This window comes from Patulibacter defluvii (genome assembly GCF_034096925.1).
Classification (GTDB): domain Bacteria; phylum Actinomycetota; class Thermoleophilia; order Solirubrobacterales; family Solirubrobacteraceae; genus Patulibacter; species Patulibacter defluvii.
This window is the reverse complement of record NZ_JAWZSQ010000018.1, coordinates 101,978-117,262: the sequence shown is the minus strand read 5'-3', so window position 1 is coordinate 117,262 and position 15,285 is coordinate 101,978. Positions and strand designations below refer to the sequence as shown.

7 protein-coding genes and 1 pseudogene are annotated in these 15,285 nt (G+C 78.2%); all 8 read right to left on the bottom strand.

Going from position 1 to position 15,285, the window contains the following annotated elements:
• Positions 1-286 (bottom strand): annotated as a pseudogene (locus SH587_RS17490) (hypothetical protein); the annotation flags it as partial.
• Positions 286-1,080, bottom strand: coding sequence for a hypothetical protein (locus SH587_RS17485; RefSeq protein WP_320671930.1), 795 nt, complete (start codon positions 1,078-1,080; stop codon positions 286-288). The pseudogene SH587_RS17490 and the gene SH587_RS17485, both read right to left, overlap by 1 nt.
• A complete protein-coding gene (locus SH587_RS17480) occupies positions 1,077-5,429 on the bottom strand; it encodes a hypothetical protein (RefSeq protein ID WP_320671929.1) in 4,353 nt (1,450 codons plus the stop codon). The genes SH587_RS17485 and SH587_RS17480 overlap by 4 nt, the downstream gene beginning before the upstream one ends.
• Before the next feature lie 41 nt (positions 5,430-5,470).
• On the bottom strand, positions 5,471-7,189 hold the full coding sequence (locus SH587_RS17475) for a hypothetical protein (protein WP_320671928.1): 1,719 nt from the start codon (positions 7,187-7,189) through the stop codon (positions 5,471-5,473).
• The gene (locus tag SH587_RS17470; RefSeq protein WP_320671927.1) at positions 7,186-9,222 is read right to left on the bottom strand and encodes a hypothetical protein; all 2,037 of its coding nucleotides are present in this window, start codon (positions 9,220-9,222) and stop codon (positions 7,186-7,188) included. The genes SH587_RS17475 and SH587_RS17470 overlap by 4 nt, the downstream gene beginning before the upstream one ends.
• A gap of 150 nt (positions 9,223-9,372) precedes the next feature.
• A complete protein-coding gene (locus SH587_RS17465; protein ID WP_320671926.1) occupies positions 9,373-12,642 on the bottom strand; it encodes an RHS repeat domain-containing protein in 3,270 nt (1,089 codons plus the stop codon).
• A gap of 262 nt (positions 12,643-12,904) precedes the next feature.
• Positions 12,905-14,362: a type 2 periplasmic-binding domain-containing protein gene (locus SH587_RS17460; protein WP_320671925.1), complete on the bottom strand. Its 1,458-nt coding sequence runs from the start codon at positions 14,360-14,362 to the stop codon at positions 12,905-12,907.
• A 251-nt stretch (positions 14,363-14,613) separates the two neighbouring features.
• Entirely contained in the window at positions 14,614-15,264 is a 651-nt protein-coding gene (locus tag SH587_RS17455) for a hypothetical protein (RefSeq protein ID WP_320671924.1), read from the bottom strand.
• Positions 15,265-15,285 lie beyond the last annotated feature (21 nt).

Here is a 15,285-nt window from a genome sequence, read left to right as displayed (position 1 = left end):
CGTCACCGCCACGGCCACCGTCGCCCGCCGCCCCGGAGCCCCGCTCGCCGCGCCCTCCCCCGGCCGGCCGCTCGCGGTCGGGCCGCCGCGCCGCCGGCCGCTTCGGCGGCGCCGGCGCCGGCACCGTCTCCGCCCCGCCGGTCTCCTCCAGCTCCTCCGGCAGCGGCGTCGCGGTAGTGGTCGTCGTCCGCGGCGGCGCGTCGGCGCCGTCGTCGGCCGCCAGCGCCACCGCCGGTGCCCCCAGCAGCCCGACCGCCGCGCAGGCCACCACGGTCGCCCGGCCCATCAGTCCTCGACCTCGCTCTCGCCCTGCTGCTTGTTGAACGCGCAGCGGAACCGCTCGGGGCTGGTGACCGGCTTGCCGCCCGCGAACCCGCCCTTGTCGTGGTTGTCGTAGACCGTGATGTACTGGAGCCTGTCGGGCGCCGGATCGGCCGGCAGCGGCACCGGATCCGGCTCCCCCTGGCGCGGGTCGCCCTTCGCCCCCGGGGTGCTGCCGAGGCTGCCCGCCGCGCTGCCGCCGGCGGTGGTGGTGATCAGCGACGACGACATCTCGCGCTGGTCCTTGAGCCCGTCGCCCGGGAACTCGTCGACCGCCGCGAAGGTCGGGTTGTCGTCGATCGTCGACGAGATCTTGAGCTTCGGCGCCGCCGCGATCAGCTGCGCCGCCGACGGCAGGTAGCCGCCGACCTGGGCGCACTTCTGGGTCGCGAAGAAGAAGTCGTTGCGGCCGCGGTCGGCGACGTCGAGCGGGTAGGTCGAGCTGGCCAGGCACCAGGTGCCGAAGTCGACGGTCTCCGCCGGGCAGTGCAGCTGCAGGTCGGTCGCCCGCAGCGTGCCCAGCCGGTCGGCCCGCTTGGCCCGCGCCACCCGCGGGATCACCGAGGCCGGGAACCGCTTCCTGCGGTCGAGCCGCAGGATCCCGTACGGCCGCGGCTTGGTGCTGGCCGCCTTCGGCATCGGCTTCGACGGCGCCGAGCGGCCGACCCCGGTCATCGCGAAGACCAGCGCCAGCGTCGCCACCAGCAGCGCGGCGGCGGCCAGGATCGTCGGGGTCGAGGGTCGTCCTGCGAGTCTCACGGTCGTCTCCGGGGGTCGGCGGATCGGGCGTAGGCGAAGGGCCGGCGGCGGCGTTCGCGGCGGGCGCGGGCGGCCCCGGCGGTCGCCGCGCCGCCGACCGCCGCCAGCACGATCAGCGCCACCAGCGCCGCGCCGCCGCCGACGCCCGGACCCTGTGGCTGGTCGAGCGCGACCTGGGCGAACGCCTGCGACGACTCGTGGGCGACCTCCTCCTCGCGCTCGCGCTCGACCTGGCCGACCGGCTGGCTGACCGGGACGCTGACGTTGACGCTGACCGAGCTGGTGCCGGCCGGCGGCACCGGCTGGCCCGGCGGCGACGGCGGCGCGAGCGGCGCCAGCGGGACCAGGAACGCCCCGCTCGGCCGCGGGGTCGCCGGCAGCGGCGCCGGCTTGGCGGTCAGCGGCGCCTTCGGCGCGGCCGCCGGCGCGGGGCTCGGGGGCGCCGGCGGTGGGGCCGGCGTCGGGGTCGGCGAGGCGCCGCTGGGGGCCGGGCTGAGGCCGGGCGGCGGGGCGCTCGGCACCGGGTCGGCCGGCTTCGGCGCCGGCGGGTCGACCAGCGGCACCGTGCCGCAGGGACGCAGGACGCTGCCGGCGCGGACCGTCACCGTGGTCGCGTACGAGAGCCCGCCGGCGCTGATCGTGACCGTCGTGCGGCCGGCGTTGAAGGCGCACAGCAGCCCCGACCCGGAGTCGGCCACCGGCTTGTCGCTGGTCGGGTCGAGGAACGGCTTGCGGGGGTTGGTCGACTTCGGGTCGAGCCGCACGAAGTCGGCGATGTCCGGGTTCGACGAGTGGAAGCGGACCTCCGGCTCGATCCGCCCCGGGCAGCTCTCGTTCGGGCACGGCGCGTTCGGCAGCTCCGTGTACTGGACGCCGCTGCCGGCCGCGCGCGGACGCCGGCCGAGCCCGCGGAAGAGCGCCGGCTGGCTGCGGTTGAGGACCCGGCCGTCGACCGCCTCGATCGCCAGGTCCTCGATCACCGGCACCAGCCGCGCCGCGACCGGCGCCCGGTTGGTCCGCGGATCGCGGCGGTCGACGGCCAGCTCCAGCAGCAGCAGCCCGGGCGGACCGAAGCCGCGGTCGTTGCCGACCCGGGTCCCGAGCGTGCCGCTGGCGAAGGCCGGGACCTCGCCCGAGCCCTGGGGGACGGCGGTCTGCCGCTGCTCGCCGGCGCCGTCGTAGACGTAGGCCGAGGCGCCGCCGTCGCGCAGGATCGCCGCCACCGCCGGGCCGTCGGCGGCCGCGTTCGGCAGCGACGGGTTGAGCCCGAGGCTGCCGGCGACGACCGTCGGGATCGCCTTGCCGCGGGCGTCGGCCAGCACCTGGCGCAGCCACGCCGCCTGGTCCTCGGCCGGGTTGCCGCGGTCGTCGCGCTCGGCCAGCGAGCCGCCGGCGTTGTCGATCACGACCAGCCGCACCGTGCCGCCGTTGCCGTCCTGGTCGACCGCGTAGTGGGTCCGGGCGCGGCCCGCGACCGCCGGCCGGCCGAGCGTCACCAGCCGCATCGCTGCCGGCGCCGGGGCCTGGCCGAGCGGAGCCCGGAAGGTCCCGAACGCGGTCTCGAAGCCGAGGCTGGTGCGGCCGCCGACGTCGCCCGGCCCCGGCGCCACCAGCAGCGGCAGCCGCGCCTGGGCCAGCAGCTGGGCGTAGCGCTGCTGGTCGCCGTCGGCCGCCGCCGACCCGTCGCCCGTCGGCTGCGGGTAGCCGCCGGTGTAGAGCAGCGCCCGCGGGCCGTTGGCCTGGTCGCCGAGCGCGTCGGCCAGCGGCAGCGCCCGCGCCAGGGTCCGGTCGGCGCTGAGGTCGAGCGGCACCGACTCGGCGCAGTCGCGGCCGCAGATCGCGTGGCCGCCGGCGACGAAGCGGGCGACGCCGGAGGGCGTGTCGACGCCCGCGGCCCGGACCGCCGGCGGCAGCGCCGGGCCGGCCGGGTCGTAGCGGAAGATCCCCGCCGTCTCGTACTCGTCGACCGCCGCCGCGCCGAGCGCCGGCCGGCCGTTGAAGCCGCCGACCACCCAGCCGCGCCCGCCGCCGTCGACCAGCAGCGCCAGCGCGGCGTCGCTGCGGCGGCCGAGCCCCGAGCGGTCCTCGTCGCGCCAGCCGCTCGCCGTCTCCCGCAGCAGGTAGGCCTCGGGCGGGGTCGAGAGCGGCCCCAGCCGCGGCGGCGGGGCGTCGGGGTCGCTCTGGCCGGGGTCGAGCTCGGTCGCGAGCGGGTACTGCTCGACCGGGGCGATGCTGAGCAGCGCGCGGACCCGCTCGCCCTCGCGGAAGGCGGCCGCGGCGACCGGCACCTGGCGGCCCGGCAGCGGCTGGTCGCTGAACCGCCACGGCCGGTCGCCGCCGTCGCGCTCGAGCACGAAGCCACGCCCGGCCACCACCACCCCGCCGTCGGGGAGCCCGGCGACCGCGGTCGCCAGCGGGTCGCGGCGGCCGCTGGCCTTCGCCATCAGCGCCGTCGCCTGCTCGTCGACCCGCCACTGGCCGTTGCCGCCGTCGGTCAGGATCGTGCGGCCGGCCGCCGCGTAGGCGACCGGGCCGGCGAAGGCGACCCCCAGCAGGTCGACCGGTCCCCCGAGCGGGCCGCCGCCGCGGGCCGCCGCCGGCAGCTCGACCGGGGTCCAGCTCTTGCCGTAGCGGAGCAGCGTCCCGGCGCGGCCGACCGCGTAGCCGCGATCAGGATCGCCGGCGGCGAACGCGATCCCGGTCAGGTTGCCGACGAAGTCGTCGGGCGCGGCCGGGTCCGCCTCCCAGAGGTCGGTCGAGCGGCGCCAGCGCCAGATCGTCCCGAGGTCGCCGACGGCGTAGGCGACGTCGCGCGAGGGCCACGCCACGCCGCGCAGGTTGGCGGTGCCGACGCCGTCGCTGGCCAGCAGCACCTCGCTGTCCCAGCCCTGGCCCGGCGTGTAGCGGAGGATCGTGCCGTTCTCGCCGACGGCCAGCGCCGGGGTCTCGAGCGCGCCCGCCGTCCCCGGGCCGGCCGCGAGGGCCTGCAGCGGCCGGCGGACCGGCAGCGGCCAGGTGGCGAGCGGCGACGGCGGCCGGTCGCGGGTCACGTGGGCGGGACCGATCCAGCCCTCGTCGGGCTCGGCGAAGGCCAGCTGGCGGCTGGGGTCGACGAAGGTCGGGACGCTCCGCCAGCGGTCGCCGTCGAGCGTCGCGTAGCGGCCGATCGCCGTCCCGCGGCTGGCCAGCGGCCCGACCACGCGGCTCCCGTTGCCGGGGCCGTCCCAGGCGTAGGAGCGCTGCCGCGGCGACAGCTCGATCGCGAGCGGGTGGTCGCAGAGCCCGGCCACGTCGCACCAGCTGACGGTGCCGGCGGCGGTCACCCGCAGCGTCACCTGGCGGGCGACGCCGCGGGCCTGGAAGCCGCCGTCGACCCAGACCCCGTCGCGGGTCGCGGTCAGCGCGAAGCCGCCGTCGAGCGGGGTCACCGCGTCGACCCCGAGCGCCGGCGTCGCGCGGGCGTCGAAGGCCGGCACGCCGAGCGGCCGCCGGACCCAGCGCGCCTGGCCGCCGGCGGTCGTCCGCTCCAGCAGCACCAGCCCGAGGCCGGCGCTCTCGTGGGCCCGCGCCAGCGCCCACGCCCCGCCGCCCTCGCGCGCGGCGAGGGCGACGACGGTCAGTCCGAACGCGGTCCCGGGCAGGCTCTCGGCCGCGGCGCAGCCGGGCGGGACGGCGCCGCCGGCGTTGCGGGCGCAGATCGGCTCGCGGGTCCAGCCGTCGCCGTCCCAGCGGGCGATCCCGAGCTGCTGCGGGCGGCCGGCGATCGCGGCGAAGGCGACGGTGCGGCCGTTCTCGCTGCGACCGGTGATCGCCGACGGCGAGAGCGTCTCGGCCGGCACGCTGCCGCTCCGGGGCAGGAGCACCGTGTCCGGCGGCGCCGGGGCGGCGCGGGTCTCGCCGCCGGGGTCGCGGGTCAGCAGCCGCCGCGCGCCGCCGTCGTCGTCGGCCACCAGCACCAGCCCGCCGACGGCCGTCACCCGGCCGTCGCGCAGCGTCAGCGGCAGCGCCCGTCCCTGCTCGTCGCGGGTCACGTCGACGACCCGCCAGCCCTCGCCCGGCCGGTAGCGGACCAGCCCCAGCGGCGCCGGCGCGTCCGGGTCCCAGCTCAGGGCCCGGCCGTCGACGGTGATCCGCCCCGGATCGGTGCCGACCCCGTCCAGGTCGACCGCGCCCCAGGCCTCGCCGGGGGTGCCGCTGTCGGGGGCGCCGCCGAGCGGCCGCGCGTCGTAGCCGGGACCGCGCTGCAGCTCGATCCCCAGCGGACCGGGAGCCGTCTGCGCGCGGGCGCCCGGCTCGCCGCCGACCAGCCCGGCGGCCAGCGCCGCCACCAGCAGCAGCACGACGGCCACCGCGACCGGACGCCGCCGGCCGTTGCTCGCTCGCCGTCCGATCATCGCGTCGGCGGGGCGCTGCGGGTCACGAGGACGTCGTCGTCGCCCCCGCTCTCGGGGACGCAGGGGGGCTTGCCGACGCCGGTCGCGTCGACCGCCAGCCGGTTCGGCCAGCGCGAGCGGCGGACGCGGACCTCCAGGCTCCGCCGGCCCTTGGCCACGGTCTTGCGGGCGCTGCGGGCGACGATCCGCTTGCCGCGCCGGGCGACCAGCCGGACCTTCGCCCGGCGGGTCGCGCGGAAGCGGACCACCAACCGCGCGCGAGGGTCGCGGGCGCGTCGCTGGAGCCCGCGCACGACCGGCTTGCCGATCGCGGTCACCAGCGGCGGCGGCGTCGCGCAGCGCGGGGTCGGCTTCGGCGGGATCACCTCGATCGGGGGCGGCTGGAAGCGCAGCGAGTCGTCGTCCGGCGGCGCGTCGGGGATCACCTGCGCGGCGGCCTCGTTGGGGCGGGTGGTGATCAGGCCCTGGAACGCCGGCTCCTGGTCGGGGGCGTAGGTCGCCCCGTCGCTCCAGCGGTAGAGGTAGCCGCGGGCGGTCGCCAGCCAGCAGTCATCGGCCGCCGGGCAGGCGACGCGGGTCGCGGCGCCGCGCAGCGGATCGGCCGGCCCGGCCAGGTCAACCAGCTCGCTGGCGCCGTCGGGCCGGATCAGCGCCGCTTGCGGCTGCGCGCCCTCGCCGTTGGTCGAGAAGCCGGCGGTCGGCATCTCGGTGACCGTGGTCCAGGCCCCGCCCCCGCCGGGCAGGACCGCGACGTCGGCCAGCGCGGCGCGGGTGACCGAGGCCACCGGCCCGCTCAGGGCCAGCTCGCGCCAGACCCCGTCGGCCCCGAGCCGCGCGACCAGCGGCGGCCGCTCGGGCAGCGTGCCGAAGGAGGCCGGGCCGTTGAGCGTGCGACCGCCGACCGCCCAGGCCGTCGTGCCGTCGCCGTCGAGCGCCCGCAGGTCGACCGCGTCCTCGCGCACCCCGCTCAGCGGCGCCGGCCGGAACGGGTCGTTGCGGAAGCCGCCGCCTTCGATCCGGTGCAGCAGCGCCGGCACCGCCTCCGGCTCCAGCAGCGGCGGCGGGGTCGCCCCGTCGTCGGGCCCGGCGCCGACGTGGACGCTCTCCAGCAGCTGGCCGCCGAACGCCAGCAGGTCGCTGACCGCCCGGCCCTGTGGCCCGTAGACCACCCGCACGTCGCGGCCGTCCCAGTGCAGGTGGAAGCCGCCGGCCTGGCTGCCGTCGCCGCTGACCCGGCCGCCGCCGCCGAACCAGCAGTCGTCGGCCGCCCGGCAGGCCGCCGCCCACAGCGGGGCGTCGAAGTCGGGCACGTTCGGCAGCGCGTACGAGGCGACCACCTCGCCGTCGCGGAAGTGGCAGAGCCCGGCGCCGCTGTTCGAGCGGCCGCTGGCGGTCGAGATCACCCAGAACTCGGTCGGCCCCGCCCAGGCGATCCGGGCGTCGATCCCGCCGCCGCAGACGGTCGCCAGCTGACGCCAGCGCTCGCCGTTCCAGACGTAGAGCCCGGCCGCGACCGAGGCGTTGCCGGAGACCGCCATCAGGCCGCGGTCGGGGGCCCAGAACGAGAGGTCGGAGACGTAGCCGACCGGGGTCGGGAACTGGCCGCCGGGCGGCGCCGGCAGCGGGTACGGCTGCCAGCTGGCGGCCGACGCCGGGCCGCTGGCGGCGAGCAGCGCGCCGACGGCCAGCGTCAGCAGCAGGGCCAGCCGCCTCATCGGCCGCTCCCCGCCGGGCGCCGGGCGACGTAGCTGCGGGCGACGGTGACGGGCGCCGCGGCCCGCGGCTCGTAGCGCAGCCGCAGCCGCACGCGCAGCCGGTGCGGGCGCGACCGCAGCAGCGCCCGCGCGGCCCGCGACGGCGGCAGCACGACGGTGATCCGGCGCGCGCGGTCGACGCTGCGGACCCGGCGGGCGACGGCGACGGTCAGCGTCCGCGCCCGCCGGCCGCGCCGCGCCGGCCAGGTGCCGCGGCCGGTCGCCGTGCTCCGCAGCCGGCCCGCGGCGGGCAGCCGCACGGTCACCCGCGCCGTCCCCGTCCGCGGCGAGACGGTCAGCCGCTCGACCACCGGGTAGCGCGACGGCAGCGGGGCCAGCGGCTGGTCGTCGACGACCGCGGGCGGCGGGGGCGGCGGCAGCTCGCGACCGTCCAGCCGCGACCCGCGCGGCGGCTCGCGGCGGGCGACGACGACGTCGACCGCGCCGTTGGCGTCGCCGACGAAGAGGTTGGCGTCGGCGGTCAGGAAGACGATCGCGCCGCCGTCGTCGCTGGCGTCGGCGACCGCGGTCGCGCCGCCGGTCCCGGAGACGACGTAGTCGCCGCCGTCGACCGCCGTGGTGACCCGCTCGGCGGTCCGCGCGTCGAGGTCGGCGACGTAGAGGTCGGCCCCCGGCAGGCTGCGCACGCTCCCGACCTGCTGGAGGCCGTCGAAGCGGAAGTCGGACGACCAGAGGAACGCCTGGCGGCCGTCGCCGGCGAGCGCCAGCGGGGTCGCCTGGCGGTCGGCCGGCGTCGACCAGGCCCGCCGGACCGCCTCGCGGCGCGGCGCGGCGGTCCGCAGCTCGGCCAGGTAGACGGTCGTCGAGCGGTAGGCGACCGGGTCGAACGGCCGCTCCCGCGCCGCCGAGGTGAAGAGCAGCCGGCGGCCGTCGTCGGCGAGCCAGAACTGCGGCGACGCCTCGTTGCCGTCGCGGTCGAGCGCCTCCGAGGTCGCGAACGGACCGGTGCAGGGACCGGTCGCGGTCTGGTCGGCGACGTAGGCGCTGCCCGGTGGGCAAGCGGGATCGGCCGGATCGGCGGCGCCGGCGACGCGCCCGGCCGGGGCGGCGGGGTCGCCGTCGAGGTCGCGCCAGAGCAGCTCGGAGGGCGGCACCGGCTCGCCGGCCAGCCGCGGGGTCTGCTGGACGACGCTGCCGCCGAGCCAGACGACGGTCCGCCCGTCGCCGCTCAGCGCGGCCAGCGGCTGCGGCGCCCCGGACGTCTCCGCGACCGGGCTGCCGTCGTCGGAGAGGTCGTCGCTGCGGCGGGTGATCAGCCGCGTGCGCTGGGCGTCGAGGTCGCGCACCAGCACCTGCCAGCGCGGCGTCGTCGTCCCCGAGCGAGCCGGCAGGTTGGTGGTGGTGCGGGTGACGAAGACCGCGCGCCGCCCGTCGTCGCTGAGGCTGGCCCCGGCCCGACCGGGCACGGCGCCGAGCGTCGCGTCGCCGTACGAGGCCCCGGTCGCCCGCCCGTCCTGGGCCGAGACCAGCTCGTAGGCGCCGACGTCGGAGGCCGGCGCCGCCATGTCGCGCAGGTAGACGTCGGGGGTGATCGTGCTGCGGTCGACGCTCGAGCTGGCCAGCTGGACGGTGGTCCCGAAGAGCACGTAGCGGCCGTCGCGGCTGACGCCGCTCGGGATCACGTCGACCCCGGTCCCGACCTGCTCCCCGGTCGCCCGCAGCGCCCGCACCGGCGGCGCGACAAGCTCGACGGCGCCGGTCTCCAGGTCCTTGCGGACGAGGCCGCCGACGTAGTGCTCGTCGGCCCGCGACGGCCGCCCCAGCAGCACCTGCGAGCTGGTCCGGAAGACGACGTAGCGGCCGTCGCCGGAGACCAGCGGGGCGGTGGCGCCGCGGTCGGACAGCTCGGTCGCCGTCGCCGAGGCGGGCAGCGCGCCGGGTAGGTAGGCCGCGGCGGCGGTCCCGCCCCCGGTCGCGACCGCGAGCGCGGCGCCGACCGCAGCGCCGCGCAGGGCATGTCGGCCGCCGGGCATGGGGAGGCACTGTAGGTGCGGCGCCGTGGCGCTCACGTGAACATCGCGAGAAGACACGTTGTCATCCCTGTGAACACGACGTGGCCGTTCGGGCACGCCCGCGCCGCAGCGCCGGCGGGCCCGAACGGCCGGTCGCAGCCAGGTCGCGGCTCAGCGGACCTTGACCTTGCGGGTCGCCGTGGCGCGGCCGACGGCGGCGCGGGCGGCGTCCTTCGGCGTCAACGTCGCGCGAACGGCGATCGTCAGCCGCTTGCCCTTGCGCAGCGCGCCGCGGCCCTTGCGCGACGGCTTCAGCCGCACGCTCAGCGCCCCGGCGCGCTTGACCGCGACGTAGCCGCTGGCCAGCGTCAGCGTCCGCTTGCCGACCTTCGTCGTCAGCACCAGCGTCAGCCGGCCGGCGCCGCCGGCCCGGACCGCGACCGTCAGCAGCGTCCGCTTGGCCGCGAGCGTGCCGAGCCGGACCGCGAGCGGCTTCGGCGTCGGCCCCGGGGTCGGGGTGGTGGTGGTCGGCGGCGGCGTGGTGGTGGCGGTCGTGGTGGTCGGCGAGGTGGTCGTGGTCGGCCCGGTGGTGGTCACCGGCGGCCCCGGCCGGGCGGCGATCGCCCGCGCCGCGCTGACCGCGGCCGGTCCCGGGCCGGCGCCGTTGCGGGCGGTCACCTCGCAGCTCAGCCCGCGGCCCTCCTGCCCGTCGGCCGGCGCGTAGGTGCGGCCGACGGCGCCGGCGATCGGGCTGCCGTCGAGCAGCCAGCGGTAGCCGTAGGCGTCGGCGTTCGTCCAGCGCCCGGTGGTGCAGGTGGCGGTCTGTCCGACCGCGACCGTGCCGATCACCTGCGGCGGCTCCTCGTTGGCCGGCGGGCCGCTGACCGCGCGCACCGCCTCGGAGGCCGTGGTCAAGCTGCCGGCCGGGTTGGTGGCCGTCTCCTCGCAGGCGAGCATCGTCCCGACGTCGTCGGCGGCGACCGTGTGCTCGCTGGCCGTCGCGCCGCCGATCGGCTGGCCGTCGCGCAGCCAGCGGTAGCTGCGGCGGAGCGGCTCGCCCGCCGCGTAGCGGCCGGGGGCGCAGGTGACGGCGGCGTCCAGCCGCGGGCTGCCGACGACCGCCGGGCCGCTGGTCAGGACCGGGGAGACCGCCTCGCCGAAGACCGCGAAGCCGTACTGGCCGACGCCGCCGAGGCCGGTCGGGCCGGTGACCGGGATCGCCAGCCGGCTGCCGGCGGCGACCACCCGCGGACGGACCGCGGTCGAGGGCGAGGTGCCGACCGCCGGCGCCCACGGCAGCAGCGCGCCGTCGGCCGCGACGGCGGCGATCCGCGAGCGCGGCTGGGGCGCGCCGCCGGTCGAGCCGACCTCGTCGAAGGTCCCGAGCAGGTAGACGGCGCCGCCGACGGTCGAGACCTGGTTGACCGCGCCCGCCGGGACCACCGGCGCCCAGGGCGCGGCCTGGCCGTCGCTCGCACGCAGCGCCGCGACCGCCCGCCGGGTCTGGCCGCCGATCGCGCGCTCGGCCCCGCCGAGCGCGACGTAGACCACGTCGCCGGCGACCGCGATGTCGTTGTAGCTGGCCGCGGGGGCCTGCGGGTCGAAGGCGGTCGGCGCGCCGCTGCCGCCGGCGAAGGCGGCGAGCCCGTTGCGCGGCTGGCCGCCGAGGTTGCGGAAGCCGCCGGCGACGTAGAGCGCGCCGTCGCCGCCGCGAGCCAGCTGGTTGACCGTGCCGTCCGGGTTCGGCGCCCAGTCGCTCGCCGCGCCGCTGCCGCTGGTGGCGACCGACGCCAGCCGCGACCGCGGCTGCCCGCCGACCGCGCTGAAGCCGCCTCCGAGGTAGGCGGTGGCGTCGTCGTCGGAGAGCTCGATCGCGTTGACGGCGCCGGTCGGCGCCGGATCCCAGTCGCGGACCGCGCCGGGCTGGTCGGCGACCGCGCCGCCGGCGGCCGAGGCGAGCGCGGCCACGCGGCTGCGCGGGACGCCGTTCAGCTCCGTCATCCCGGTCGCCGCCAGGTAGACGGTGGCGCCGTCGTGCGACACCTCGAGGTCCTTCGGGCTCGGCTCGTCGGTGGCCGCGCCCGAGGCCCCGACCACCGGCGCCCACGGCAGCAGCCGGTCGCCGGCGACGTCGATCGCCGCCAGCCCGCGGCGGGCGCTGACGTTCGCCGCCCGCAGCCACTCGCTGGCGATCCAGACCCGGTCGCCGCTGAGCGCCAGCTGGGCGTCGACCGCGCAGCTGCCGCGGTCGTTCCAGGTCCGCGGATCCCACGCGGTCGCCGCCGCGTCGGCCCGCGCGACCGCGGCGACGCCGCAGCGCTCGGCCCCGCCGACGCGACCGAACGAGCCGGACAGCCGCACGGTCGCGCCGTCGACGACCAGCGAGGTGACCGTCACCGGCCCGCCGACCGGGGCCGCGACCAGGCCCGCGTCCCAGCCGCTGGCGACGCCGTCGGCCGGGTTCACCTCGGCGATCCCGAGCCGGGTCGGCTGGCTCGCCTGGCTGCCGATGCGGGTGAACTGGCCGGCCACGAGCAGCTTGCCGCCGTCGACCGCCAGCGCCTCGACCGGCCCGTCGATCCCCAGCCGCAGGTCGCGGACGGCGCCGTCGGCGAGCGCGACCGCGAAGACCGTCGGCTGGCCGTCGGCGCCGGGCGCGGCGACGTACACCGTGCCGCCGTCGACCGTCGCCGGCGCGCCGGGCAGCGGCTGCGGCAGGCCGTCGGCCCGCCACGAGCGGAGGTTGCCGGTGGTCCGGTCGACGAGCGCCGCACCGGCGCGCGGCTGGCCGTCGACCGTGGTGAAGCTGCCGAGCAGCAGCACGCCGTCGTCGCCGGCCGCGACCGCGCGCAGGATCTGGCCGCCGGTGACGGCCGGCGGGCGCCAGCCGGAGAGCGCGCCGCTGGCGGCGTCGAAGGCGGCGACGCCGGGGCGCGGCTGGCCGTCGGCGCTGTCGAAGGCGCCGGTCACCACCAGCTGGTCGCCGATCCGGGTCAGCGTCGCGGCGGGCGCGGTCGCGACCCCCTGCCGGAGGGTCAGCGCGGACGGCGCGATCCGGCCGTCGGCCGTCGCGTGGGCCAGGCCGCTGGGCCCCGCCGACGCGGCGCCGGAGGTCACGAGCCAGGCACCGCCGGCCCCATCGGCCGCGGCGATCCGCACGCCGGCGGTGCTGTCGGGGAGGGCCTGCAGCTCGGCCACCCGCTCGTCGAGCGTGCCGCCGTCGCGGTCGACGACGGCCAGGCCAGCGGCCCGCCGGCCGACGCCCTGGAAGGCCCCGCCGAGGTAGAGCGTGTCGCCGTGGGCGGCCAGCGCCGTGGTCAGGCCGGTGCCGCCGACGGTCGTCCAGCGCGGGGTCGCGCCGGGGCTGTCGTTGGGGACCGCGGCGGCCGGCGCGGCGGCGATCGCGGCCGCGGCGAGCACGCCGCCGGCGATCGCGGCCACCCGAAGACGGCGTGACGCGGCGGTCCTTCTCGGTACGGGAGCTGTACGCATGGGGGGTCTTCCTCGGGGCGACGTGCGCGCGGCACGTCGCGTCAACGTTCACGACAACAGTGCGCGGCACCATACGAGCGACGGCACGGTCGCTCGTGAACATCGTGCGAAGCCGGAACGACGAGCGGCCACCCTCGCAGGAGGGTGGCCGCAGACCGTCCGGTCGGCGGGCGGTCGGCGCGGGGCCGCCGGTCCGCCGGGCAGGGGGTCGCTACCAGTTGAGCGTGCCGACGCCCGTCTGGGCGGCGGTCCGCACGTTGGTCGGGAGCGCCTGGTAGTCGTTGGCCGCCAGCACCGACTGACCACCGGCGGTGTTGAGGACGTACGCCAGGTAGTCCTTGACCGCGCGGGCCTGATCCTGCGTGAACCGCTTGGCCGGGTCGGTGATGCCGACGTTGACCGGCTGCGGGGTCTGCCACGCCAGCCCGTAGGTCAGCGCGCAGCCCGGGTACTGGACCGTCGTCGAGGTCGCGTCGACGTCGTACCAGGACTTGGTGGTGTTGGTCGGCAGCGTCGTGGTGCCCTTGTCGCCGTAGGCGACGGCGCCGCAGTTCGAGCCCTTGGTGCCGGCCTGGTCGTCATCGACGGCCGGGCTGCGGAAGGTCGGGGTCGGGTTGCCCGGCTGCTCGACGTAGAGCCAGAGCTTGCGGTCCTGGTCGCCCTCGGTCCCGTCCCAGCCGAACAGCTTGGTCCGCGAGGTGGCCAGGTCGGCGTAGGCGATCCCGCCGTCGGTCTGCGCGGCCAGCAGGTCCAGCTGGGCGCCGGCGCCGTTGGTGGTCGGGCGCTTCAGGTTGGCGGCGGTCTCGCTCGGCCAGGCGGTGTTGCCCAGCGTCGGCTCGCTCCAGGTGGTGCCGGAGCTGTCGCGGGTGGCGATCTTCTGCAGCAGCCGCTTGAACGCGAAGGTCGTGCCCGAGCTGTCGAAGCGGACGACGCGGACGACCGGCTTCGCCTGGCACTGGGCGGTGGTCAGGCCACCGGCCGAGCCGGCGATCGAGGGCAGGATCTCGCCCCAGGTGTCGGCCGAGCTGGCGGCCGCGAAGGCGCGCTCGAGCTTGGTCGCGGTGATCCGGCGGTCGGCCGGATCGGCGACGACCTCGCAGCCGTCCGGGATCCGGACGTCGACGGCGACCGACGACTGCGCGATCGGGATCGTGTGCAGCGTGGCGTTGTCGGTGCTGGTCGAGGTGTCGCCGGCGTTGGCGTTCTCGAGCTGCTGGACGCCGCCGTTGCTGGAGCCCGCGTCCGAGGGCGCCTCGTCGACGCCGCCGAAGATGAACGGCCCGTCGGTGCCGTTCACGTCGCGCTGGTTGGCGGTGGCGGTCGCGCCGAAGGCGGCGCGGCCCGAGCCGGAGCCCGTCGGCGCGTACCGCACCTTCTGGCTGCCGCCGTCGGCCGGCAGCTTGAACTGCGCGCAGCCGCCGTTGGCGGTCGTCGCGTAGCCGAAGCCGACGGCGTTCGGGCCGCCCGGGTTCGGCGCCAGGATCTCGGCGCCCCAGCCGAGCTGCGCCGAGCGCTGGAACGAGGCACCGCGGCCCTGGATGCTCGTGGCGTTCTCGCACTGCGTGTCGTGGTTGGTGTCGAACGCGGCCTGCGCCCCGCCCGGCACCAGCGCGAGAACGGTGACGGCGCCAACCGCCGCCAGCGATGCCCGCATGGTCGTCTTGCTCATGAGCGTTTCGCCCCTCCGTTGGGAGATCGTGGTCGCGGGCTCGTTGCCCGCGCCGTGCACTCCAGCGGTCCAGCGCGTCGTAGTCGTCAACGTTTCGTAACCGTTCCGCGTAAATCTGTTCACAGTCGGCGGGACGACGGAGAACGACCGCGAGCCCGCGCGGCGGCGGGCTCGCAGGACGCCCGCGCAGCGCGGGGCGGCGCGGTCGTCGGGGCGCGCGGCGGCGGTTCGCCGCGCCCCTCCTCAGCCGCTCAGAGCCCGGCGCACTGCCCGCTCGTCGACGACGCCAGGTTGCCGCCGCCGGTGGGCGCCGGGTCGTTGTCGCGGCAGGCCAGCTCGCCGCCGACGACGTTGCGCCGCAGCTCGCTGCCGGCGACCGCCCCGCGCACCACCAGGTCGCCGCCGACGACGTTGCGGCGCACGGCCAGCGGGCCGTAGGCGCCGTCGATCGTGAGGCCGTGGGCGAAGGCGTTGCCGGTGCCGCCGTCGGCGCCGCCGATCGTCGCCTCGTTCAGCGCCGAGCCGACCGTCGCCGCGCCGGAGACGGCGGAGCGGGTGATCGCCAGCGGGCCCGAGGGCTCGCGGACGTCGAGCTTGCCGGCGACGATCGCGCGGTCGAGGGTCAGGCCGCGGGCGCCGTCGGTGACGAGGTCGCCCGCGACGATCGTCCGCGTCAGGGTCAGGTCGCGCGAGCTGACGGTGGCGGTCACCGCGCCGTCGACGTAGACCCCGTCGAGCACGCACGAGGCGCGGTAGGGGACGACGACGTCGCCGACCACCTGGTTGCTGATGGTGCCGTTGCAGACCGTCGGCGACGGCGTCGGATCGGCCGCCGGGGCGGACGATGAGAGGGCCAGGGCGGCGACGACCGTCGCCGCGCCGAGCGCCAGGGAACGCTGCATGAGGATGCTCCTCGGTTCGTG